We start from the raw sequence: 23,597 nt of genomic DNA, 5'->3' as shown, positions 1-23,597 counted from the left end.
ATTAGAACCGTTCTAAGGTACCTGAGGATTACCGTCAAGATAATCTCGGGGCCGACGCGTCAAAAAACAGGACCAAAGCACACATGCCCGAGGTGATTTTTCCCGGACCCGAAGGCCGCCTGGAAGGCCGCTACCACCCGCAAAAGGAAAAAGACGCACCGATCGCTATCGTGCTTCACCCGCATCCACAATTTGGCGGGACCATGAACAACAAGGTGGTCTATAACCTGCATTACGCCTTTTACAACATGGGCTTCACGGTTCTGCGTTTTAACTTTCGCGGCGTTGGTCGCAGCCAGGGCGAGTATGACCAGGGTGTAGGTGAGCTGAGCGATGCAGCATCAGCGCTGGATTACCTTCAGTCGATGAACAACAACTCCAAGCATTGCTGGGTCGCTGGGTTCTCGTTCGGTGCATGGATCGGAATGCAGCTTCTGATGCGCCGCCCCGAGATCACTGGCTTCATCAGTGTATCGCCGCCCGCAAACATGTACGACTTTTCGTTCCTGGCACCCTGCCCGTCTTCTGGCTTGATCATCAACGGATTGGCGGACCGTGTGGCACCACCTGCAGACACTGCGTCTCTGGTCGGAAAGCTACATGAACAAAAGGGTATCACCATCACCCATAATGAGGTGGAAGGTGCCGATCACTTCTTCCAAGACCGCCACATGGACACGCTGATGACAGATGTGACGGATTACGTGAAACGCCGCCTGACAGAGAATACGCGCTGATGTCCGATACCATCACTACCCTCGCCGCCAGATTGGCCGAGGACACGATGAAGGTTATGGACGAGACGGGCGAGGATCGATTCTTTGTGGAGGTTGGAGACGTTCTCGGTGCAGCCTCGCAATCTCTGGAAGAAGCGTTCTTGACCGAAATCCGGGTTAGGCTGGCGGAACGCAAGGCGCGGCAATTCGTGGTGAAAAGACTGTCTGAACACCGATCCAAGCTGAAAGCGATCGAAAAGCAGTAAAGATTTCTTAGCGTCTGAAGAAAAGAAAAGGAGCCCGAAAGCTCCTTTTCGAGGATATCGCTCGGTGGGCGCCTAAACCGGAAAACCTGTGAACCGCTCAACATTCTGGGCTGCATCAATGTCGACGGACCCCCCGTCTGCAAGCCACCCCAACGCCACAATCAAAACCGAAGCGATAATGACCGATTTTGCAAAAGTCGTCATCTTATCAAACTCATTAAAAACACACTAAAAACAATCGAGTGTTTAGCACGAATGCAAAAGCCCGAATAGTCGGGTTTACCTGACCTTTGGTAAAGTTAGGGTTTTGATCATCTGCATGTGAATCCCCTTGCCCAAATGATCGCAAGTATGCTCAACCTTTCGCGATAATTCAGAGAGGCATCGCTCGTGCCAAAGACCTACCTAATCCTAATGTTGGCTGTTATCGCGGAAACCATCGGCACGACTGCGTTGCAGGCTAGCCATCAGTTTACGCGATTTTGGCCATCGGCTCTTGTCGTGGTTGGCTATGGGTCGGCCTTTTATCTTATGGCCCTCACGTTAAAGGTCATGCCTGTGGGCATTGTCTATGCAATTTGGTCGGGCCTTGGTATTGCCCTGATCGCACTGATTGGATTTCTGGTTTTTGGCCAAAAACTCGATTGGCCCGCAGTCTTGGGTTTGGGCATGATTTTGAGTGGCATTCTGATCATCCACCTGTTTTCAGCCACAGCGGGCTACTGACCGCCGGTTAGGGCTGGTATATTTTGTCGCGCCGCGTTATGCGCGCGGCAACTTCCCGTTCAAAGGCTGACCTCTCATGGACCTGCGCAACATCGCAATCATCGCTCACGTGGACCACGGCAAGACGACCCTGGTGGATGAGCTGCTTAAACAATCCGGCGCGTTCCGGGAAAACCAGGCCGTGGCAGAACGCGCCATGGACAGCAACGACCTGGAACGCGAACGCGGCATTACCATCCTGGCCAAAGCCACCAGCGTTGAGTGGAAGGATACCCGCATTAACATCGTCGACACCCCCGGCCACGCTGATTTCGGTGGGGAAGTCGAACGTATTCTCAGCATGGTCGACGGCGTTGTACTGCTGGTCGACGCCGCCGAAGGCCCGATGCCGCAAACCAAATTCGTGACCTCAAAGGCGTTGGCTTTGGGCCTGCGCCCGATTGTCGTGCTGAACAAGGTCGACAAACCCGATGCCGAGCCTGATCGCGCGCTGGACGAATGTTTCGACCTTTTCGCCAACTTGGGCGCCGATGACGATCAGCTGGACTTCCCGGCCATGTATGCTTCGGGCCGGTCCGGCTGGGCCGATATGGAGCTTGACGGTCCGCGCAAGGACTTGACCGCCCTGTTCGATCTGATCGTTGATCACGTCCCCGCCCCCAAGCAGATCGAGAAAAAGGACGAACCGTTCAGGATGCTCGCCACCACTTTGGGCAGCGATCCATTCATCGGTCGCATTCTGACCGGTCGTGTGGAAAGTGGAACTCTGAAAGCAGGTGACAGCCTCAAGGCACTCAGCCGAGATGGCACCCAGATTGAAAGCTTCCGCGCGTCGAAAATCCTTGCATTCCGTGGATTAGCTCAACAACCCATTGACGTCGCTGAAGCAGGCGACATTGTCACGATTGCGGGTATGAGCAAAGCCACCGTGGCAGATTCCCTTGTATCACCGCAAGTCGAAGAGGCCCTACCTGCCCAGCCTATCGATCCGCCAACCATCACAGTGACCTTCGGCATAAACGATTCCCCGCTGGCCGGTCGTGACGGCAAAAAGGTTCAGTCTCGGGTCATTCGTGATCGCCTGATGAAAGAAGCCGAATCGAACGTAGCCATCCGCATCAGCGACACGCCCGGCGGCGAAGCCTTCGAGGTTGCTGGTCGCGGCGAATTGCAGATGGGTGTTCTGATCGAAAACATGCGTCGCGAAGGATTCGAGCTTAGCATCTCTCGCCCACAGGTTTTGTTCCGCGAGGAGGACGGCCAGCGCCTTGAACCTATCGAAGAAGTCACGATCGATGTGGATGATGAATATTCTGGCGCGGTGATCGAGAAAATCACGGGTGCGCGCAAAGGTGAACTGGCTGAAATGCGCCCTGCAGGGGCAGGCAAGACCCGGATCATCGCCCACGTGCCGTCTCGTGGCCTGATCGGCTATCACGGAGAGTTCCTGACCGACACACGTGGAACTGGTGTCTTGAACCGTGTCTTCCACGGCTGGGCGGCCCATAAAGGACAGATCCCCGGCCGACGCGCAGGTGTTCTGATCTCGATGGAAAACGGCCAGGCGGTTGCCTATGCGCTTTGGAATTTGGAAGAGCGTGGCCGCATGTTCGTTGGCCCGCAAACTGATGTCTATCAGGGCATGGTGATCGGAGAGCATTCGCGAGACAACGATCTGGAAGTGAATCCGCTGAAAGGTAAGAAGCTGACAAACGTGCGTGCCAGCGGCTCGGACGACGCAGTAAGGCTGACCCCTCATATTCAGTTCTCGCTTGAAGAGGCAATCGCCTATATCGACGACGATGAACTGGTCGAGGTTACACCCAATGCGATCCGGCTTCGCAAACGTTATCTGGATCCGCACGAGCGTAAACGAATGTCAAAATCAGCCTGATCAATGCTGTGAACTTGTTCACGTTTTGGAAACATTGCCACATTCGTGACATTTTTGCGTCAGGCTAGAAACAACACAGAAAAAGAAGACCTGGTGCAACAGCAGGTCTTCTTTTTGTTTTTTATGGATTAATCGTGTTTGAGTGAGCTGGATCACAGAAATCCAACAGAAAGTTTGCTTGAAAATAGGCGATAGAAAGAGGACTTTGTGTTCAAAGTGTGACGCCGTTTGAGTATACGGCAATTTAGTTAACGAGTGCTTAAGGAGCGTGCGATGCGCATCAAATCCAAACTGTTATCGATTGCTTTTGCTTCCGCAATCTTACCCTTCATCTTCGGAAATTCCGCTCAGGCGGCTGGTACTTGCACAGTGAGCACGGCCAAACAGTCTGTTTCGTCGAACACTCTTTGTGCCTGCGACGTGGTTACTTCAGGCATGCTCCGTTACATCCAACGGCGCGCCGACTTCGAGTCGATCCTGGAGCGTACAATTCTTGATTGCCCGAGATTTGCAGCTGTTTTGACTGACTTGCCTACGGCGAGCATCGGCATTAACCCGCAGCGCACGGGTGACGGTGCCTCAGACGAAAGAACCGAGCGCGATAGGCCTGATACCCCGGTCACACCCGATACGCCTGATACGCCTGACACGCCCGATACGCCTGAGAAGCCAAACGGCGACGACGAAAAAGCTAAGGAAGAAAGAAAAAAGGCAAAGGAAAACAGGAAAAAGGCGAAAGAAGAGCGTGAAAAGGCAAGGGAATACAGGGAAAGAGTCAAAGATAAAAGAAAGACAATCAAGCAGCACCGGCAAACGGCTAAAGACTATTCTGAAAAAGCCAAGCAACTACGTGACGCTGGCGATAAAAAGGGTGCGAAGCAGGCAAGGGAACAAGCGCGACTGTTTGCTGGGTGGGCCAAAGAAAGCCAAGCTTGGGCTAATGAGCAACGTGCCTACGCACAACAACATGCCGCTAACGCCAAGATGTACCGGGAAAGTGCCCGGCAGTCGCAAGAGCGTTTGGGAAAACTGTCAATAGCCGAAGCCAAACGGGTCAAAGACAGGGCCAAATCCCAAGAACGCAGAGCTGAGCGCGAAAAAGAGGATGATCGCGGTCATTAATTCCTTCGATCAGGGTTGTGCGCGACCATAGCGCCACTGACGAGAATAGCGGATGGGCGGCGTGCAGATGCACCCGCCCACTCTAGTTGAGGTCGAAGAACTCAGCTTTTTCCATAAACTCCCAGCCATCTGGCGGGCTGCTTAGGATCTTGCATCCTCAGGAACAGATAGCGCGTCGCCTTCCAAGGCTTGATCTGATTGGTCAAATTATCCAGAACCAGATCGCCGTCGCTTGACCGATAGACCAAAACAGCATGAGAGTTTCTGCGCGTATCCAACACTGTCGCGAGCAGTAGTTTACGAGGGTCGAAACCAGCCTGGATCAAATCTCTTTTCTTTAGAAGCGCAAAATCTTCGCAGTCACCACCGCGCGACGTTGGAAGCGCCCAAAGTTCACTGGTTTTGTATTGCGACTGATCCGTGACCTCTCGCGTGGATCGATTAACGCGGCGGTTGATCTCTTTGACAAGCTTCAATTCTTGGCTGGTAGATAAGGAACCGATACCTTTTTGCGCACATGCCCAGGAATATTTACCGCAAAGCTGACGCGCACCCGAGGGTGGTGGCGAGGCAGCGATACTCGGGATAAACGCGGCATCTTTCGCCGATGCTTCAGTCCCAAACAACAGCGAACCGTTAATCAGGATAGCCAAACCAAACAGCCCGCCAAGCTTGGCAGCGCTCTTTAAGTGGGCGTCTAAGGTCGTACCAAAGAATTTCATGCCTGTCCCTCGAGTCCTATTAGTCCCTGCAAACTGCGTGGATCAGAACCCATCTGTATACCGGACCATATCCGCAAACCGTGGTTGTCACGCAATCAAATCCGAGATTGAGCGGAAAAAACGGCGGAAATTCGTCACATTTCGTGACCATTTCCGCGCAAGAAAGTGGCGCGAAGTGCCACAATCGGACAGAGAAATATGTTCAAAATCAACAGGAAGCACGCACAACCCATTGTAATAATGTGTATAAATTCAGAGCGATCGTGAAGAGCCGCCCACACTAAAATGCATGGCAGGTCGCACGGCTCTGGGCCGGGCAGAATTTGCAAATTTCATGCGAAGGTAGATTGAGCCTGATTCTCAGTCGGTAATTTCAACGACCACCAGCTCTCGCTCGCTGGCGCCACGGGCATGATCCAGTGCCTGCTGATATGCAGGAGAATTGTAGCACTCTACCGCAGCCTCGACGGTTGGGAAGCGGGCGACCACATTGCGTGGTCGCTCTTTGCCCTCTAACTGCACGTAACGAGCCGCGCGGGCGATGAATTCACCCCCATGCGCCGCAATTGCCGGCCCTGCAAGCTCGGCGTATTTTCCATAAGCATCGGCGTCTGTCACAGTGACGTGTGCGATCCAAAGTGCTGGCATCTTATCCTCCCAAAACCTGTTCAGCGGCCTTGATTGCAGCCTCTGCATTCGAGGCATCCTTGCCCCCACCCTGTGCCATGTCAGGCCGTCCACCACCGCCCTTGCCGCCAAGTTCAGTCACCGCCGCGCGGACCAGATCCACCGCAGATACCGTGTCTGTCAGGTCCGAAGTGACACCCGCTGCGACAGCCGCTTTGCCCCCAGTATCAGCAATCAATAATACTGCGCCCGTACCCAAACGGCTTTTGTGCTCATCAATCAATGCAGGCAGGTCCTTTCCGGAAACACCCGAGAGCGACTGCGCAAAGAACGCCACACCGTTTACATCGCGCGCTTCAGCGCCACTGCCCTGCCCCGCACCTCCGGCCATCGCCAGATCACGGCGCAACTGCGCAACTTCGTTTTGCAGCGACTTACGCTCATCCAGCAGAGTCTTTACACGCGCCACAACGTCATCAGGCTGCGCTTTCAACTCAAGCGCAATTGAGGAAAGGCGATGATCCTGTTTCGACAGATACTTAAATGCGTCATCACCGGTCAAAGCCTCGATCCGCCGCACGCCCGCGCTGCTGGCACTGTCGCCCAGCACGACGAAGGTTCCGATATCACCGGTCTGGCGCACATGGGTACCGCCACACAGTTCAATCGACCATGTTTCGCCATCCTGGCCTTTGCCGGTGGGTGCTTTGCCCATCGAAACCACGCGCACCTCATCCCCGTATTTCTCACCGAACAGAGCTTGAGCGCCCAGTTCACGGGCGTCATCAGGTGTCATAATCCTGGTTTCCACGGTTGAGTTTTGCCGGATGAATGCGTTCACCTCTCGCTCAACTTTCTGCACTTCTTCCAGTGTCAGAGCCTTGGAATGGCTGAAATCGAACCGCAAACGATCTGATGCGTTGAGCGACCCGCGCTGCGCCACGTGGTCACCCAATGTCTCGCGCAGAGCTTCATGCAGAAGGTGCGTCGCGGAGTGGTTGGCACGAATGGCCGTGCGGCGCGCGTGATCGACTTCCAGCTCAACTGCGTCACCTTTTGAGATCGCCCCATGATCAATCGTGACCTTGTGAGCATAGACTTTGCCATCAGCAAACTTTCTGGTGTCTTCAACGCGGGCGATATCGTCGCGCTCATCCAGCCTGCGAATTTCACCGGTGTCGCCGACCTGGCCGCCGGCCTCGCCATAGAACGGTGTCTGATTGACTACGACCCAGCCGGTACCACCCTTCTCGATCTTGTCGACCAATACACCATCGACCACCAACGCAGCGACCTGCCCTTCGGCCTTTTCAGTATCGTAGCCAAGGAAATCGGTCGCACCGGCCGCATCCAGCACATCGAACCAAACCACCTGATCGGCAGATTCGCCAGACCCGGCCCACGCCGCGCGAGCCTTGGCTTTTTGTTCGGCCATGGCCACGTCAAATCCATCGGTGTCGACGGTTCGACCTTTCTCGCGCAGCGCATCCTGCGTCAGATCAAGCGGGAAACCATAGGTATCATACAGTTTGAACGCCGCGTCTCCGGGTAGTGGATCGCCTTCAGGTAGGCCCGAGACTTCCTCATCCAACAGCTTCAAACCGCGATCCAAAGTTTGCTTGAACCGAGTTTCCTCAAGCAGCAGTGTCTCTTCGATCAGTGGCTGCGCCTGACCAAGCTCTGAATATTGCGCACCCATCAATTGCACCAGCGTGGGTACCAGGCGGTGCATCACCGGATCTTTGGCCCCCAACAGATGCGCATGGCGCATCGCGCGGCGCATGATACGGCGCAGAACATACCCTCGCCCATCATTTGACGGCATCACACCATCCGCGATCAGGAACGAAGTTGAACGCAAGTGGTCCGCAATCACGCGATGATGCACGTTTTGATCCCCATAAGGATCAACACCGGTCGCATCCGCGGAGGCTTCGATCAGCGTTTTGAACAGATCGGTGTCATAATTGTCGTGGCTGCCTTGCAGCAACGCTCCAATGCGTTCCAATCCCATGCCGGTGTCGATCGACTGCATGTCGAGTTCGACCATCGAGCCGTCTTCGAACTGTTCGTTCTGCATGAAAACGATGTTCCAGATTTCGATGAACCGATCACCATCTTCCTCAGCCGAACCCGGAGGCCCACCCCAGATGTGATCACCGTGGTCATAGAAAATCTCGGTGCACGGGCCGCAGGGGCCGGTAGGGCCCATTTGCCAGAAATTGTCATTGGTAGCGATGCGGATGATCCGGTCTTCAGGGACACCAACCTTTTTCCAGATTTCAAATGCCTCATCATCGGTGTGATAGACAGTGGCCAACAGACGGTTCTTATCGATACCAAACTCTTTGGTGATCAGTTCCCAAGCGAACGGTATCGCCTCATGCTTAAAGTAATCCCCGAATGAGAAATTCCCCAGCATTTCAAAGAACGTATGGTGGCGAGCGGTATAGCCCACATTGTCCAGATCGTTGTGTTTGCCGCCTGCACGCACGCATTTCTGTGCAGTGGTAGCACGGCTGTAGTCGCGGGTTTCGACGCCAGTAAACAGATTCTTGAACTGAACCATACCCGAGTTGACGAACATCAGTGTCGGATCATTGCGCGGAACCAGCGGGCTGGACGCAACCACTTCGTGCCCCTGCTTGGCAAAGTAGTTCAGGAAGGTAGATCGAATGTCGTTCAGCGTTGGCATAAGGCTCTCTCGGCGCGCAGTCGTTATGGTCAGCAAAGGTTTAGCCCCACCCCCCGAGAGTGTCCACAGCATTGGCCCATCCGAAACGAAACAAGGCGGCCCCGAGGGGCCACCCTGTTCCAGATATTTTAGCACTACCGGGGTGCCGGGGGATTTCTTCGGTTCCCCCTCAGGCACGCTTTAAGCTTCGAGGATGTCATCCTCTTCCGTTTCGGGTGGCATTTCAAAGTCTAACCCATGCGCGGCACGTATTTTGTCTTCGATCTCGAGCGCCGCACGGGAATTGTCACGCAGATATTGCTTGGCATTCTCACGCCCCTGCCCGATCCGCTCATCACCGTAGCTAAACCACGAACCCGACTTTTCGACCACACCGGCCTTGACGCCCAGATCCAGAAGCTCACCCATTTTGCTGATGCCTTCGCCATACATGATGTCGAATTCCACCTGCTTGAACGGCGGTGCCACCTTGTTCTTGACGACCTTGACGCGGGTCTGGTTGCCCACAACTTCGTCCCGATCCTTGATCGCACCGATACGGCGAATATCCAGACGGACCGAGCTGTAGAATTTCAACGCATTACCACCGGTAGTGGTTTCCGGGCTGCCAAACATCACACCGATCTTCATCCTGATCTGGTTTATGAAGATCACCATGCAGTTCGAGCGGTTGATCGAGCCGGTCAGCTTGCGCATCGCCTGGCTCATCAGCCGGGCCTGAACACCCACGCTGCTGTCACCCATGTCGCCTTCCAACTCGGATTTCGGCGTCAGCGCCGCAACCGAGTCGACCACGACCATGTTCACGGCCCCCGACCGCACCAAGGTGTCGGTGATCTCAAGTGCCTGCTCGCCGGTGTCGGGCTGAGAGATCAGCAATTCATCCAGATCCACACCCAGCTTGCGCGCATATTGAGGGTCCAGTGCATGTTCTGCGTCGACGAACGCGCAGACTCCGCCGCGTTTTTGCTGTTCAGCGATGCAGTGCAGCGTCAGCGTGGTCTTACCCGAGCTTTCCGGGCCATAAATCTCGACGATCCGGCCCATCGGCAAGCCGCCGATCCCCAGAGCGATATCCAAGCCCAGCGATCCGGTCGAACTCGCATCGATATCCTGCTTGGAATCTTCGCCCAACTTCATGATCGAGCCTTTGCCGAACTGCCGTTCGATCTGGGCCAATGCGCTGTCGAGCGCCTTTTGCTTGTCTGCGTTTTTCTTGTCGCTCATCGTCAGAAGATCCGCCATTGTCCTGTCGCCTTCTCTTTTGTCACACCCTTGATCGGGCGGCAATCGCTGCTTTGTTCGCCTCTTGTTCCTTATGGGACCAAAAAGAGAACATTTCAACTAAAACTTATGAAAACTACTCTTCAGCAATTGTGTTAAAGAGTCGTTTACGACAATCTGGGACATGAAAGGCATTGAAGAGAAAAGATAAATGCTTGTTTTCTATGAAAAGCGGCTTGCGCTTCTGTCTGTTCCAAAGACCGGCTCCACCGCGTATCAATCAGCTTTGCGCGATCGGGCCGATATCGTCGTGTCCGGACCAACAGACCTGAAACATGCGAACATGCGTCGCTATGATCGCTTCTTCCAGACCATGTTTCGCAAGATGTTTGATGCAGAAATGGACGTCATGGCCATTGTGCGCGAACCTGTCGATTGGTTGGGAAGTTGGTATCGATATCGAACGCGCGCCGAATTGGCAGGTCATCCGCATTCCACAAAAGGTTTAAGCTTCGAGGCATTCCTTGACGCCTATATGCAAAACCCCCGCCCGGCCTACGCAGATGTGGGATGCCAAACCGATTTTTTGCAACCCCGCAGTAACGGTAAAGGTGTTGCGCATATCTTCAAATATGACAGCCAGCAAAAGATACTGGATTTCCTTCAGAATCGGCTGGAATGTAAAATCGATCTACCACGAGAGAACGTCTCGCCCGCTTGCCCGATGGACTTCTCAAAACAAACTGAACTCCGGTTCCAATCATTGAACGCCGCAGAATACGCATTGTATCGTGCTGCCGAATAGCGTTTTCAATTCATTTGCTGAAACACCGCTTCGGTCAGCTGGGTCAACGAAAACGGCTTGGGCAGGAAGGTGGAATTTTCAATCTGAGGACCAGATTCGCCGAATGCCCCCTCAGTATAGCCTGACATGAAGACCACCCGAACGTTAGGGCGGGTTTTCATGGCCTCGCGCACCCAAGTCGGGCCGTCCATTCCGGGCATGACCACATCTGTAACAAAAACATCCACCAGCAAATTGGGGTCGTCCAACAATTGCAGTGCATCTTCGGCTGATTCAGCTTCAAGCACAGTGTAGCCTTTCAAGCGAAGCGCCCGCGTCGCGAAGGCGCGCACCGGGGCTTCGTCTTCGACCAACAGAACCACGCCTTCACCCAATCGGGAACTTTGCACCTCTGACGTATCGGGGGCCTCAGGCTCCGATTCTTGGACCCGGGAACTCACAGGCAAGAGCACGGTGAATTCCGTTCCCCGGTCCTGTACACTGTCGACAAATATGAAACCACCAGTCTGTTTTACGATCCCGTAAACAGTCGATAGCCCCAGCCCCGTCCCCTCGCCTGTGCGTTTGGTCGTATAAAATGGCTCAAACACTTTTTGCAGTTTGTCTGCAGGAATCCCGATGCCGCTGTCGATGACTTTGACCGTAACATATTCCCCCGGCTGTACCGTAGCCCGATCGCGCGTGATCGATTGATCCAATGTCACTACTTCGGTCTCGATCCGAATCTCCCCACCCTCGGGCATCGCATCACGCGCATTGACGACCAGGTTCATCAAGACCTGCTCTAACTGGCGCTTGTCCGCGCAGACGGATTTGAGCACCGGATCATGACTGAGCGTCAGGCGGACCTTCTCGCCCACAAGACGGTTTAGCAAATGGATAAGGTCTGAAATTGTATCTCGCAGATCCAGCACCTCGGGCCGGAGCGTTTGTTTGCGCGAAAAGGCCAGAAGCTGGCTGACCAACGCTGCAGCACGGTTGGCGTTCTGATTGATCTGTACAAGATCGCCGTAATTCGGGTCATCTTGGTCATGGCGCAACAGCAACAGATCACAATGCCCCGAAATCGCCGTCAGCAAGTTATTGAAATCATGTGCGACCCCGCCAGCCAATTGCCCAACGGCTTGCATCTTCTGGCCTTGGACAAACTGCGCCTCCATCGTTTTCAGTTCGGTGGCATCGTTCAGAACCGCAATAAGACAAACCTGACCATCCCTGAGAATCCGTGACAGCGTAACTTGCACAAACACCTCTTTGTCCTTGCGCACCAAACGCAGGAATTCAGACCGCGGTGCTGCGCCTTGTTCGGCAGCACTCGCCAGCCAGTCCCTGATCGGATAGCCGAGCCCCTGCATCATGCTTTCGATATTCGTCCGCCCCGGTTGGATCTCACCGACCAATTCAACTGCGAGGTGGTTTGCTTCGCTAACATCTCCATCGGGAGACATGCACATGATCGCAACTGGCAAATCTGCAAATGATGTCGTGTGCTGCGGTCCTTCGGCGTGCTGCAGCGGCGTCAAAAGCAACTCACGCACAATACCGCTGTGCCTTAGCGTTGTGACAGTGAATGGTGCTTCGGTTTCCCCGGTTTTAATCTGTATGATGCTACCATCAACTGCACCGCCAGCCTGAACCATCGGCTTGAGGCATGTGGGAATCTGACCAAAAAGTTCAATTGCCGCATCATTGGCATCCAGCACCACGTCATTTCGTCCGACCGTCAGAACCGGCCGCTTCACGCTGCGCCAGATCTGGGGTGCATCTATTCTAAAACGCCAGCAAAACCGATTTTCACCCAGCTTTGAAACAGACACCGGTATTGTTTGTCCGCGCGTGACAACATCTTCTTCCCAAAAGCCCCGTTTCAGGGCACGAGACTGCAAACGCAACAGCACCGCCGACGGGTTTGCAAATACGGTACGCAGAGACTCATCTAGTCGCGTACCCGCGTTCCGAATAAGACGCGCATTGGCCTGAGCGTTTGCAACTAGCACCTCGCCCGTCGCATCCGAAATGACACAGGCATCGGTTTCTTGCTCTAGAAAACCCGTCATCGCAGCGTATGTTTGCGCTTCGATCTGATTCAATATCCAAGCGCGCGCCAAGGCAAAGACCACTACTACCAGGAAGGACAAGCCAACGGCTGCGACCCCGGCACTTAACCGTGGCGGCAAAACGTTAAAGAAGGAAAGTACGCTCAATAAAATGGCGATCAATGCCAGCGAGGCATAGCGCCCACGATCAATGCCCCATCCACTTGATCGAGAGGGGTTAAATTCAGATTGAATAGACATAAACAGCCCGGATTATTACAATTTCTGATCAATATCTGCCTGCAATGGTTAATTGCTGCTTAATGATCAGTGACATAAACTTCTTAAGGTTGTGTTTTAAAGTTTATATTCGCGTCAAGTGTGCTGTAAAAAATCCATCGGTCCCGTGTGAAACCAGCCACGTTTTGCGGTATCCGCTCTGCCATTCGGGATTGCTGGCCAAGAATCCATCAATAATGCCGTCGTTTTCAATCGTCAGCATCGAGCAGGTCGCATAGGCAAGCACGCCTTTGGGCGCAACGAGAGGTGAAACGTCTCGTAGTATAGCGGCCTGAATCTGCGTCAGCTCGTCCAAGCGCTCCGGCGTAAGCGCCCATTTCCCTGCCGGTGCGCGGCGCCACGATCCGCTGCCGGAACAGGGCACATCTGTCAAAACGACATCGAACGGCGCCTGACTGGAGACTTGGCCTGTGGTCAAGATCGTGACATCTGCGCCCGCCCTTGCCGCGCGTGCTGACAAATCCCGCATGCGTTTGGGACTGGCATCATGGGCAAAGACGTGAACGCCGGGGGCCCTTGCCGCCAAAGCCAAAGCCTTACCACCGCCGCCTGCACAGTAGTCCAGAACTCGCATGCCTGGCTGCAAATCAAGCGCGGCAACAACCGCCTGGCTTGCGGCATCCTGCAACTCAACCAGCCCATCTGTATACGGACCGCTCTGAGATATCTTGCGTGCGCCCTCGGTAACTTCCAATGCAGTATCGCAGGCCGGATGTGGATGCGCCGTGATCTCCTCGGCAGCCAGTCGTTGAATGGCTGTAGACATGTCAGTTTTCAGCAGGTTGACCCTCAGATGAATCGGAGCGCGCGATTGTAGCGCGGCTGCGGCAAGTTCAGCTTCGTCCTTCAACGCGGCCTGAAATTGGGGCCACAACCACTCGGGGATATCCAGACGTTCTGCGTCGCTCCGAAATGACCTGGGTTGGTCAGCTTCGGTTACCTCTGCAGGTGCATACCGCGCACCCGAAAATAATGACGTTAGGTCTGAGTCCAAGGATCGGGCGGCACCGATCATCAGGCCGCGCCCCGTCTTGGACCCACCGAGCGCCGAGAAGGATCGTTTGCACCGCAATGCATCAAACACATGATCCCGGATCGCAGCGCGATCCTTAGATCCCGCGAACCGACTGCGTCGAGCCCAGCCGGTCAACGCCTTCTCGACCGGTGCACCGGCAAGAATGTCATCGAGGATCTCGATCGAGGCCTGAACCCGAGCAGCAGGTGTCATCGCGATTTCCGTTCGTCTACACGATCAATTTCGAGAGACCCCCTGAAGGATCTCACAAACTTACATCACGCGATAATTGGGGCTTTCCCGTGTGATCTGAACGTCATGCACATGGCTTTCCTTCAAACCTGCGCCAGTGATTTTGACAAAGTTGCAGTTCTGGCGCATCTCATCGACGGTGGCACAACCGGTATAGCCCATCGCCGCGCGCAAACCTCCAACCAGTTGGTGCACAACAGCGCTTGCGGACCCTTTGTACGGCACCTGGCCTTCGATGCCTTCGGGCACCAGCTTGTCATTCGCGGCGTCCTTCTGGAAATATCGATCCGCCGAGCCGCGCGCCATCGCACCCAGACTTCCCATGCCGCGATACGATTTGAACGAGCGGCCTTGATAGAGGATCACCTCGCCCGGGCTTTCATCCGTGCCCGCAATCATCGAACCGACCATGGCGCAGGATGCCCCTGCCGCAATCGCCTTGGCGAAATCGCCCGAGAATTTGATGCCACCATCCGCGATGACCGGAACTTCCCCCGCCGCAGCGGCACAATCCATGATGGCCGTCAACTGAGGGACGCCAACGCCCGCGACCATCCGTGTGGTACAGATCGAGCCGGGCCCGATGCCCACTTTGATCGCGTCTGCACCTGCATCGATCAGCGCTTTGGTGGCCTCGGCAGTGGCGACGTTACCGGCGATGATCTGAACCTCGTTCGACAGCGTCTTGGCACGTTTCACCGCATCCAGAACACCTTGCGAATGACCATGTGCGGTATCCACAACAATGATATCGACCCCGGAATCGACCAACTGCTCTGACCGCTCGAACCCCGCGTCTCCGACCGAGGTTGCAGCAGCCACACGCAGACGGCCCAACCGGTCTTTACAGGCCGTAGGGTTCAGCACGGCCTGTTCGGTATCTTTCAGCGTCAGTAAGCCTGTCAGCTTGCCCTCGCCATCGACGACCAGCAACTTTTCGATCCGACGCGCACGCATAAGGCTTTTGGCCTCTTCCAGATCGGCGGGCTCTTGCAGCATCGCCAGATTGTCAGAGGTCATCATCGCTTTGATCGGCGTGTCATCCGAGGTCGCAAAGCGCATATCTCGGTTGGTGACAATGCCGACGACACGACCGCTTTCTTCAACGACCGGGAAGCCGGTGAAGTTGTAGCGCTCTACCAAAGCCTGAGCATCTGCCAATGTTTGATCCGCGCGCAGCGTGACCGGGTTATAGACGATACCGGATTCGAACCGCTTAACCCGACGCACTTCGCGGGCCTGTTCCTCGACCGTGAGGTTTTTGTGCACCACGCCGATGCCCCCAGCCTGCGCCATGGCGATAGCCATACGCGCCTCGGTCACCGTGTCCATCGCCGAGCTTAGCAGCGGGATGTTCATCGTAATCTCACGCGTCACGCGTGTGCTCGTATCTGCCGTTGCCGGCAGCACAGAAGATGCGCCCGGAACCAGAAGAACGTCGTCGAAGGTGAGTGCCTCACGAATCTGCATTTGATAACCCCATGCAAAAGCCCGTTTGACGGTGACCCTATTGCATGGATTTCACCAGAGGGAAAGCCCCGAACCCAAGTTGTTTTCCCCTGCGGGCTTCTGCCACGCCCGAAAACGACGCAAGCAATGCAAAACGTGCCGCTGAATGCCCTTTCCCTTTGCGTTCAAACCCATATGTTCGCCGGCATACGCGCGAATACAAAGGCAGGCCATTCATGACCACCGATCCTCTTGTCGTTTTCACCCCGTCCGGCAAACGCGGACACTTTCCCGTTGGCACGCCAATCCTGACGGCAGCGCGCCAGTTGGGTGTCGATCTTGATTCAGTCTGCGGTGGACGCGGTATTTGTTCGAAATGTCAGATCACCCCCAGCTATGGCGAGTTTCCCAAGCATGGCGTGACCGTCTCGGAGGACGCGCTGAGCGAATGGAACGCGGTTGAACAGCGTTATGACGACAAACGAGGCTTGAAACCCGGGCGCCGTTTGGGCTGTCAGGCCTCGGTTCAGGGTGACGTGGTGATCGACGTGCCTCCTGAAAGCCAGGTTCACCGCCAGGTGGTCCGCAAGGCCGCCGCCGCCCGCGCCATCACCATGGACCCTGCAACACGCCTGTATTTCGTGGTGGTTGAAGAACCCGACATGCACTCGCCCACAGGCGATCTGGAACGGTTAGAACGCGCCCTGCGCGAGCAGTGGAAGATCGATGCAATCACCGCCGACCTGTCGCTGATGTCCAAGCTGCAGCCAGTGCTGCGCAAAGGGAAATGGGAGGTCACGGTCGCCGTCCACAAAGGCCACAAGGACAACGTGGCCCGTATCGTCGAAATTTGGCCCGGCCTGCACGAACATGGGCTTTACGGTCTGGCTATCGACCTCGGCTCGACCACCATCGCTGCGCACCTGACCGATCTGGAAACCGGTGAAGTCAAGGCTTCTTCCGGCCTGATGAACCCGCAAATTCGTTTCGGCGAAGACCTGATGAGCCGCGTGTCTTACGCCATGATGAATCCCGGTGGCGACAAGGAAATGACCCGGGCCGTGCGCGAAGCGATCAACGATCTGACCACTTCAATCGCTGATGAGGCCGGGATCGATGCCGCTTTGATCGTCGAAACAGTGTTCGTCTGCAATCCGGTCATGCACCACCTTCTGCTGGGTCTGGACCCGGTTGAACTGGGTCAGGCCCCATTTGCGTTGGCAAGTTCGGAAAGCATGTCCCTGCCTGCGCATGAGATGGACCTGACCACGATGAATCCACGCGCGCAGGTCTACATCCTGCCGTGTATTGCGGGCCATGTGGGTGCGGACTGCGCTGCCGTTGCCCTATCCGAGGAACCCGGCAAGTCCGACGATCTGGTACTGATCGTGGATGTGGGTACCAATGCGGAAATCTTGCTGGGCAACACCCACCGCGTTCTGGCCTGTTCATCACCCACCGGCCCCGCATTTGAGGGTGCCCAGATCAGCTCGGGCCAGAGAGCCGCGCCCGGTGCGATTGAACGAATCGAAATCGATCCTGTCACCAAAGAACCGCGTTTCCGCGTGATCGGGTCCGAGAAATGGTCGAATGACGAAGGCTTTGATCAGGACATTGCCACCACGGGCATCACCGGTATCTGCGGCTCAGGCATTATCGAGGCCGTGGCCGAGATGCGCATTGCAGGTCTTCTGGACGAAAGCGGGCTGATCGGCTCGGCCGCGCAGACGGGCACATCGCGTTGCATTCCCGAAGGCCGCACCAACTCTTATCTGATCCACGACGCCAGCGCCGAGGGCGGTCCGCGTATCACGGTAACTCAGGGTGATATCCGTGCCATCCAGTTGGCTAAATCCGCGCTCTACGCCGGAGCGCGTCTCCTAATGGATGAGATGGAGGTTGACCGTGTGGATCGCGTGGTACTGGCCGGTGCCTTCGGCGCGCATATTTCGACCAAACACGCGATGGTGCTGGGTATGATCCCTGATGCACCGCTGGAGAAGGTCTCCAGCGCGGGTAATGCCGCTGGAACCGGTGCCCGGATCGCGCTGTGTAACATCGGATCGCGGGCCGAGATCGAACGCGTGGTGCGCGAGATCACCAAGGTCGAAACGGCAATCGAGCCCAAGTTTCAGGACCATTTCGTCGCCGCCAATGCGATCCCGCACAAAACCGATCCGTTCCCTGAATTGGCCCAGGTCGTCACCCTGCCCGCTCCGTCCTTCAATACCGGCGGCGGGGATGAGGAAAAATCTGGCCGCCGACGCCGCCGGAGGTCATAGTCGCCCCATCCACAGGAGGCGAACATGACATCAGTGAACGAGGAACAGGCGGAATTCTGGGGAAACTCGGAACAAGGCACCAAATGGCTGACCTATGAGGATCAGCTTGACCACGCCTTTGCGCCTGTTCTTGATCTCGTTCTGAACCGGGCCGCCTTGTCGGCAGGCATGAAGGTGCTGGATATCGGATGTGGCACGGGCGTCAGTGCAATCGCTGCCGCCCGCGCGGTAGGGCCGAACGGGCACGTTCTGGCCGCTGACATTTCACAGCCCTTTCTGGACCGCGCAGCCAAACGTGCTGAAAGCGACGGGATACAGACTATCACTTTTCAGCACGCGGATGCGCAAACCTACGCGTTTGAACCCGGACAAATGGATGCCGCAATCTCCCGGTTTGGTGTCATGTTCTTTAGCGACTCGATCGCAGCATTCCGAAACATCGCCTCGGCACTGAAACCCGGTGGGCAAATGACGTTCGCTTCCTGGGGGCCATTGGACGTCAACCCGTGGTTCAAGATACCCCATGTCGTCGCCGTTCGGCGAATGGGTCAACCGCCCCGCGTAGACCGCTATGCGCCCGGGCCGCTGGCGTTCCACGACATCGACCATGTCAAAGGTCTGATGACCCAAGCGGGGTTGTCTGAAATAACCGGCGACGCGATCACAGTGAACCTGACGGGTTTTGGCGGAGTTGAAGGCACGGCGAGGCTGGTGACACGTGTTGGTCCTGCGGGCCGTGTTGTTGCTCATTTCGAAGGGAGTGAGGCTGATACTGACGCTATTCAAGAAGCGGTCGCAAAAGAGTTCCGACAGTATAAGTCTAGTTCGGAGATCCTCATCCCGGCGATGATCAACCTCTATCAAGCCCGACGCGCAGAATGATTGGAGCGGGTAGCGGGAATCGAACCCGCGCGTTCAGCTTGGGAAGCTGACAGGCTACCATTACATCATACCCGCCGCTGGGCATTGATTAGCACTGCTCTTTACTGGGGTTCAAGGGTCAACAAACGCTGACGAATCGAAAAGGCCGGATCAAAAAATCCGGCCCAATCCATTGTTTTATTTACCTTAAGCGCGGCGACGACGACCACCGCCACGACGTCCGCGTGCACCCTCGCCTTCGGCTCCGGCCTCGGCGGGTGGTTTGTTGAACCTGATCCACTCACCGCCATGTGCGTCGTTGTTGGTCAGCAGGTTGGCGGCGCGGATGGCCTCCATCTCTTTGCCCGCACGCGGAAGGGTCGAACCCAGACCGAACATCTGTACAAAGGTTTCGTCGTCCATATCCTCGGGCAGAATGATACCGGCGGCAGCAACGGCCTCTTTCTTTTCGGCAATCTTCTTCTGCGTCACCGGCAGAGCCACCGGGTTCATGATCGCAGAAGTCATTCCGGCACCCATTGCCATCGGCAGGAAGGCGTTGTTAATACCGTGACGGTTCGGCAGGCCGAACGAGATGTTGGACGCGCCGCATGTGGTGTTCACGCCCAGCTCTTCCCGCAGACGACGGACCAGAGCAAACACCTGCTGGCCAGCAGTTGCCATCGCACCAATCGGCATGACCAGCGGATCGACTACGATGTCATGAGCCGGGATGCCGTGATCGGCTGCACGCTCAACGATGGTTTTGGCGACGGCAAAACGCACATCGGGGTCTTCCGAGATTCCGGTGTCATCGTTCGAGATCGCCACAACGGGTACGTTGTATTTCTTGACCAGTGGCAGAACCAGTTCCAGACGCTCTTCTTCACCGGTGACCGAGTTCAACAGCGGACGACCTTCCGCCGCCTCAAGACCGGCTTCCAAAGCGCCCGGAACCGAAGAATCGATGCATAGCGGTACATCAACAAGCCCCTGCACCAGCTCGACGATCTTGGTCATCAGCGGCGGCTCGGTCTCGTTCGGGTTGGGGTTCGAGTTGTAGACGACACCTGCGTTGATATCCAGAACGGTCGCGCCTGCAGCGACCTGCGCCAGAGCATCCTTTTCGACTGTCGAGAAATCGCCTGCTTCCAATTCGGCAGCCAGTTTCTTACGGCCCGTTGGGTTGATCCGCTCACCGATAACGCAGAACGGCTCGTCAAAGCCCAGAACGGCAGTTTTTGTTTTTGATTCTACGACTGTACGGGTCATGTCCGTTCCTTAGGAGTTAACCGGCTTTGCCGAAGCGCCGCCGTTGTTGATCGCCCAGTTGGCGTTGGTCTTGATCCCGCCCAGCGGGAAGAAGTGTACCTTGGTGATATTGAAATCCGGGTTGGCTGCCTTGTGATTGGCCAGTTCGGTGACCACATCGGTTGGCTCGTAAGGCAACAGCAGCTTGGACACGTCCATGGCGCGCTTCTGCAGGACTTTCAGCGATGGACCAACGCCGCAGGCGATAGCGAATTTGATCAGCGTCTGCAGCTTCGCCGGGCCCGCGATACCGATATGGATCGGCAGATCAATACCCGCTTCTTTCAGACCGTTCGCCCAAGCGATGATCGGCTTGGCGTCGAACGCAAACTGAGTGGCCAGCGCCATTTCGGCGTCGGTGGTTTCCGAAAACTTCTGCTTCCAGCGCAGCGCGTCATCGACATTCTTGGTCGAGCCGTCGGGATCGATATCCTTGTTGCCTTCGGGGTGACCGGCTACGTGCAGTCGCTTGAACCCCGCCTTGTCGAACAGTCCGGTTTCCAGCAGCTGCATCGAGCTGTCGAAATCACCATGCGGTTTGGCGACCCCACCGGCCAGCAGAAGCGCCTGCTCGACACCCGCTTCACCCTGATACATGGAAATCCAGTTTTCCAGCGTTGCGGCATCCTTGATGATCCGTGCCGGGAAATGCGGCATGACAGGGTAACCTTCGGCCGCGATGCGCTTGGCAGTTTTGACCATGTCTTCGATTGGCGTGCCCTCGATATGGGCGATGTAGACACGGGTGCCTTCTGGCAGCAGCGCGCGGAAATCTTCGACCTTTTCCGCAGTGCGCGGCATCACCTCGATCGAGTAGCCCTGCAAAAAGGCTTCGACGGTCGGGTTCACAGGGCCGTTTTCGACCGCATCACGTTTCTTGAAGTTCAGCAAAGCCATAGCGGCCTCCCATAAAGATCTGGGGCTCATGCCCAACCGTCATTGGCGATCAGGGTCTTGATACGGTCCTGATCGTACTCTGTTTCCAAACGCGCGGCCTCGGCTTCGGCAATTTCGGACGGGTCGCCCTCAACTGCGAAAGGCTCGGCTTTGCGCCACTCGGCCAGATAGGCATCACTATCTTTGGCGTTAACCTTCATTGCGGCCCGGTCGATGGCTTGTTCAAACCGCTCTTCCAACTGCCGCTTAGCGCCACGACGGCCCTTGCCGACGATGACTTGGGCGGGAATATCGCGCCAATATACGATGGTGACGTCAGGCATTACCGTGATTCCTCCTAACCAGATGGACCGGTTCTAAACTTCAATGTGGGTCCAAGTCGGTCGATTTTCGACATACGGCGTATTTGCAGCGACCTTTTTGCCCACGGCTGCATACCGCAGCTTTTAATGCCTTGGTGGCCAAAACCGAACATCAAAATCCTAATGACTTTAATGAGCGTCTTGCGTGATCCAATTGCGCGACCTATGGTCGGGGTAACTCGAAAATCGGAGGGCGTTTAAGATGGCGCCCAAGCGTCCCAGAGGTGCGGGCGCGTTCCCGAAAGCGGTCGAAAGCCCCGCGCCGGCAAGACCCGATCCAGATGCGTTATATGCGGCACTGGATTTGGGGACAAATAGCTGCCGCATGTTGATCGCCCAGCCCAAGGGCAGTGGATTTCATGTGGTGGACAGCTTCTCCAAATCGGTGCAGTTGGGTGCCGGTCTGGAACGCACCGGGCGATTGTCGCGGGCGTCCATGGCACGTACCGTACAGGCGCTGCGGATTTGTCAGCAAAAACTCAAGCGTAACAAGGTCAAGCGCATGCGCTTGATCGCAACCGAGGCTTGCCGTCGCGCAAAGAATTCACGCGATTTCATCCGGCAAGTTAAACGCGAAACCGGCCTGACGCTCGACATCATCCAGCCCGAGGAAGAAGCACGTCTGGCTGTGATTTCCTGTGCACCGCTGGTGTCGACCAAGACCGAGCAATTGTTGGTCGTCGATATCGGCGGCGGCTCAACCGAATTGGTCTGGATCGACATCTCCTCTGTTCCTCGTCGGGATCGGCCTGCCGCGATTATGAGATTGCATAACGGGTTCCACACACCTGAAAGCCCTTTCCCTGCGGCCAAGGTGGTTGATTGGATCAGCGTCCCGCTGGGCGTGGCAACATTGCGTGATCAGTTCAACGACGTCGAAGACGATGCCGCGCGTTTTGCGTTAATGAGCTGGTTTTTCGAAGAAAATCTGGCCGATTTCGCACCTTACAAGGATGAACAGGCCCGCGAAGGGTTTCAGATTGTGGGCACCAGCGGAACGGTGACCACTGTCGCCGCCTCACACCTTGGCCTCAAGCGCTATGACCGGACGAAGGTGGACGGATTGCGGATGACCAGCGATCAGATTGACAAGGTGATACGAGGCTATCTAGAACTCGGCCCTCGTGGGCGCCGCCGTGATCCCCGGATCGGGGAAGATCGGCAGGCCCTGATCATGTCCGGCTCGGCCATCTTGCAGGCCCTGTTGCGCTGCTGGCCCACCGATCGCCTTTCTGTGGCGGACCGTGGGCTGCGCGAGGGTTTGCTTTATGCGCAAATGAGTGCGGACGGTGTATTGGAAGACGGACCGTTCTGATGGCGAAGACACCAACTGGCAAAAGCAACTCGGGTCGCGGACAACGCGACCTGAAGGTGAAGGTCAAGACAGCGCGCGGGCGCAAGCTCAGCTCGACCCGCTGGTTAGAACGGCAGTTGAACGACCCCTATGTCAAACGCGCGCAGGTCGAAGGCTATCGCGGACGCGCGGCATTCAAGATACTTGAGTTGGACGACAAGTTCCGGTTTCTCGTACCCGGCGCGCGCGTGGTCGATCTGGGATGTGCGCCCGGTGGCTGGCTGCAAGTCGCTGTGAAACGCGTCAATGCACTCGGCGAGAAAAGCGGCAAGCGCATCGGCACCGTCCTGGGGGTTGACCTTCAAGAGGTTGAGCCCGTCGCCGGTGCCACCGCGCATGTCCTTGATTTCATGGAAGATGACGCCGATCAGAAGGTCAAGGACTGGCTGGGTGGCAAAGCGGACGTGGTCATGTCTGATATGGCGGCTGCATCCTCGGGCCACAAACAGACTGATCACCTGCGGATCATGGCCTTGTGCGAAACGGCGGCTTATTTCGCGTTCGACGTGCTGGAAGAGGGCGGCACCTTCGTTGCCAAGGTGCTTGCTGGCGGGGCTGAGGGGGACCTTCAGAAACTGCTCAAGCAGAAATTCAACAAGGTTGCCAATGTGAAGCCTCCGGCCTCACGTTCTGATAGTTCCGAGAAGTTTGTTGTCGCCACCGGCTTCCGGGGTTAAGCGG

The 23,597-nt window shown here is 56.1% G+C and carries 21 protein-coding genes and 1 tRNA gene; 10 read left to right on the top strand and 12 right to left on the bottom strand.

The genetic code is table 11. The features are described from left to right. Positions 1-83 precede the first annotated feature (83 nt). Complete coding sequence (locus tag I5192_RS06700; protein WP_008758207.1) at positions 84-737, top strand: alpha/beta hydrolase; 654 nt, start codon at positions 84-86, stop codon at positions 735-737. Beyond that, complete coding sequence (locus tag I5192_RS06695) at positions 737-982, top strand: hypothetical protein (RefSeq protein WP_170393030.1); 246 nt, start codon at positions 737-739, stop codon at positions 980-982. The genes I5192_RS06700 and I5192_RS06695 overlap by 1 nt, the downstream gene beginning before the upstream one ends. A 72-nt stretch (positions 983-1,054) precedes the next feature. On the opposite strand, the gene I5192_RS22465 is transcribed toward I5192_RS06695, so the two are convergent. After that, the gene (locus tag I5192_RS22465; RefSeq protein WP_255612097.1) at positions 1,055-1,186 is read right to left on the bottom strand and encodes a hypothetical protein; all 132 of its coding nucleotides are present in this window, start codon (positions 1,184-1,186) and stop codon (positions 1,055-1,057) included. A gap of 186 nt (positions 1,187-1,372) precedes the next feature. Between I5192_RS22465 and I5192_RS06690 the strand changes: the two genes are divergently transcribed. From I5192_RS06690 to I5192_RS06680, 3 genes are all read left to right on the top strand, one after another. After that, positions 1,373-1,708 (top strand): multidrug efflux SMR transporter, encoded by a 336-nt coding sequence (locus I5192_RS06690; RefSeq protein ID WP_255612096.1) that lies wholly within the window; start codon positions 1,373-1,375, stop codon positions 1,706-1,708. A gap of 76 nt (positions 1,709-1,784) precedes the next feature. Then, positions 1,785-3,602 carry a translational GTPase TypA gene (gene typA / locus I5192_RS06685; RefSeq protein WP_170595576.1) on the top strand — a complete coding sequence of 606 codons (1,818 nt, stop codon included), beginning with the start codon at positions 1,785-1,787 and terminating at the stop codon, positions 3,600-3,602. Positions 3,603-3,875: 273 nt separating this feature from the next. After that, the gene (locus I5192_RS06680) at positions 3,876-4,724 is read left to right on the top strand and encodes a hypothetical protein (protein ID WP_223118028.1); all 849 of its coding nucleotides are present in this window, start codon (positions 3,876-3,878) and stop codon (positions 4,722-4,724) included. Between the two features lie 101 nt (positions 4,725-4,825). On the opposite strand, the gene I5192_RS06675 is transcribed toward I5192_RS06680, so the two are convergent. From I5192_RS06675 to recA, 4 genes are all read right to left on the bottom strand, one after another. Next, positions 4,826-5,446 (bottom strand): transglutaminase-like cysteine peptidase, encoded by a 621-nt coding sequence (locus I5192_RS06675; RefSeq protein ID WP_170562671.1) that lies wholly within the window; start codon positions 5,444-5,446, stop codon positions 4,826-4,828. Positions 5,447-5,806: 360 nt separating this feature from the next. Beyond that, positions 5,807-6,094, bottom strand: coding sequence for a DUF1330 domain-containing protein (locus I5192_RS06670; protein ID WP_170393026.1), 288 nt, complete (start codon positions 6,092-6,094; stop codon positions 5,807-5,809). A 1-nt stretch (position 6,095) separates the two neighbouring features. Beyond that, complete coding sequence (gene alaS, locus I5192_RS06665; RefSeq protein ID WP_170626102.1) at positions 6,096-8,768, bottom strand: alanine--tRNA ligase; 2,673 nt, start codon at positions 8,766-8,768, stop codon at positions 6,096-6,098. 180 nt (positions 8,769-8,948) lie between these two features. Continuing rightward, positions 8,949-10,013 (bottom strand): recombinase RecA, encoded by a 1,065-nt coding sequence (gene recA, locus I5192_RS06660; RefSeq protein ID WP_170595572.1) that lies wholly within the window; start codon positions 10,011-10,013, stop codon positions 8,949-8,951. A gap of 190 nt (positions 10,014-10,203) precedes the next feature. Between recA and I5192_RS06655 the strand changes: the two genes are divergently transcribed. Beyond that, complete coding sequence (locus I5192_RS06655) at positions 10,204-10,797, top strand: sulfotransferase family 2 domain-containing protein (protein ID WP_170562662.1); 594 nt, start codon at positions 10,204-10,206, stop codon at positions 10,795-10,797. 5 nt (positions 10,798-10,802) lie between these two features. On the opposite strand, the gene I5192_RS06650 is transcribed toward I5192_RS06655, so the two are convergent. From I5192_RS06650 to guaB, 3 genes are all read right to left on the bottom strand, one after another. Continuing rightward, positions 10,803-13,094 (bottom strand): ATP-binding protein, encoded by a 2,292-nt coding sequence (locus tag I5192_RS06650; RefSeq protein WP_223118027.1) that lies wholly within the window; start codon positions 13,092-13,094, stop codon positions 10,803-10,805. Positions 13,095-13,197: 103 nt separating this feature from the next. Beyond that, positions 13,198-14,361 (bottom strand): RsmB/NOP family class I SAM-dependent RNA methyltransferase, encoded by a 1,164-nt coding sequence (locus tag I5192_RS06645; RefSeq protein WP_223118026.1) that lies wholly within the window; start codon positions 14,359-14,361, stop codon positions 13,198-13,200. 60 nt (positions 14,362-14,421) lie between these two features. Next, positions 14,422-15,870, bottom strand: coding sequence for an IMP dehydrogenase (guaB, locus tag I5192_RS06640; protein WP_223118025.1), 1,449 nt, complete (start codon positions 15,868-15,870; stop codon positions 14,422-14,424). A 215-nt stretch (positions 15,871-16,085) separates the two neighbouring features. Here guaB and I5192_RS06635 point away from each other — a divergent pair, with 215 nt between their 5' ends. Together I5192_RS06635 and I5192_RS06630 are read left to right on the top strand one after the other, a co-directional pair. Then, positions 16,086-18,131, top strand: coding sequence for an ASKHA domain-containing protein (locus tag I5192_RS06635; protein ID WP_223118024.1), 2,046 nt, complete (start codon positions 16,086-16,088; stop codon positions 18,129-18,131). 24 nt (positions 18,132-18,155) lie between these two features. Then, positions 18,156-19,013: a class I SAM-dependent methyltransferase gene (locus I5192_RS06630; RefSeq protein ID WP_223118023.1), complete on the top strand. Its 858-nt coding sequence runs from the start codon at positions 18,156-18,158 to the stop codon at positions 19,011-19,013. Position 19,014: 1 nt separating this feature from the next. On the opposite strand, the gene I5192_RS06625 is transcribed toward I5192_RS06630, so the two are convergent. The 4 genes from I5192_RS06625 to I5192_RS06610 form a co-directional block, all read right to left on the bottom strand. Beyond that, positions 19,015-19,088: transfer RNA gene (locus tag I5192_RS06625), tRNA-Gly, on the bottom strand. A gap of 111 nt (positions 19,089-19,199) precedes the next feature. Continuing rightward, the gene (locus I5192_RS06620; RefSeq protein ID WP_170393018.1) at positions 19,200-20,264 is read right to left on the bottom strand and encodes a methyltetrahydrofolate cobalamin methyltransferase; all 1,065 of its coding nucleotides are present in this window, start codon (positions 20,262-20,264) and stop codon (positions 19,200-19,202) included. 9 nt (positions 20,265-20,273) lie between these two features. After that, the gene (locus I5192_RS06615; protein ID WP_170509779.1) at positions 20,274-21,200 is read right to left on the bottom strand and encodes a methylenetetrahydrofolate reductase; all 927 of its coding nucleotides are present in this window, start codon (positions 21,198-21,200) and stop codon (positions 20,274-20,276) included. 26 nt (positions 21,201-21,226) lie between these two features. Then, positions 21,227-21,523, bottom strand: coding sequence for a virulence factor (locus I5192_RS06610; RefSeq protein WP_170393016.1), 297 nt, complete (start codon positions 21,521-21,523; stop codon positions 21,227-21,229). Between the two features lie 241 nt (positions 21,524-21,764). On the opposite strand from I5192_RS06610, the gene I5192_RS06605 reads away from it, so the two are divergent. Beyond that, entirely contained in the window at positions 21,765-22,877 is a 1,113-nt protein-coding gene (locus I5192_RS06605; protein WP_170393015.1) for a Ppx/GppA phosphatase family protein, read from the top strand. Then, positions 22,877-23,593: an RlmE family RNA methyltransferase gene (locus tag I5192_RS06600; protein WP_170393014.1), complete on the top strand. Its 717-nt coding sequence runs from the start codon at positions 22,877-22,879 to the stop codon at positions 23,591-23,593. The genes I5192_RS06605 and I5192_RS06600 overlap by 1 nt, the downstream gene beginning before the upstream one ends. Positions 23,594-23,597: the final 4 nt, after the last annotated feature.

Origin of the sequence: Ruegeria sp. SCSIO 43209 (assembly GCF_019904295.1) — a bacterium.
Taxonomy (GTDB): Bacteria; Pseudomonadota; Alphaproteobacteria; order Rhodobacterales; family Rhodobacteraceae; genus Ruegeria.
The sequence above is the reverse complement of the archived record's forward strand: the minus strand, read 5'-3'. Positions and strand labels throughout refer to the sequence as shown.